Source organism: Neisseria sp. P0021.S006 (genome assembly GCF_051956895.1).
In genome coordinates this window covers 1-622 of record NZ_JBQCWZ010000847.1, presented here as the reverse complement: position 1 = coordinate 622, position 622 = coordinate 1, and the positions used below count along the sequence as shown (strand labels likewise).

Annotated in this window: 1 protein-coding gene; it reads left to right on the top strand. The window is 44.4% G+C overall.

Annotation, left to right across the window (positions count from 1 at the left end):
- Positions 1-134 precede the first annotated feature (134 nt).
- Positions 135-622, top strand: a 488-nt coding sequence (locus tag ACTHUM_RS17465) for a type 4a pilus biogenesis protein PilO (RefSeq protein ID WP_440403621.1), incomplete at its 3' end; no start/stop codon positions are given.

Here is a 622-nt window from a genome sequence, read left to right as displayed (position 1 = left end):
AAAGTAGATAACTACCAAGAATTTACTTTGAAATCTTCAATCAACCAAGTGAATACGCCGGCTCCTGCACCAACTGCCCAAAGTAGCGGTGAAATGGCCGAACCTGTGGCAGAACCTGCTCCGGAGGCTCAATAATGGCATCTAAAAACCTGAAACAATTGGACGTACAAAACCTGTACCTGCTTAATATGCCTTCAAAACTTTTGCTGGCAGGTTTATTGATTGTCGGTATGTTGGCTTTGGGCTATGTCGGCGTATTTAAAGATCAGATTGAAACTTGGAATACGCAGGAAGCTAAAGAAGAAGAACTGAAGGAAACCTTTACGCGTAAAAGCATTCAGGCAGCAAGCTTGAATAATCTGAAGGCTGAATTGGCTTCGATTCGTTCTGCATTTGATGTGTTGTTGAAACAACTTCCGACCGACGCGGAAATTCCGAATCTGATTCAAGAGCTGCATCAGGCAGGTTCAACCAACGGATTGCGTTTGGACAGCGTTGCACCGCTCCAACCTGAAAACGATGGTCCGATTCAAAAACTGCCGTATCAGATTTCCATCACAGGCAAATACTCACAGATCAGCCAATTTACCCGTGATGTAGGCGATTTGTCGCGCATTATTAC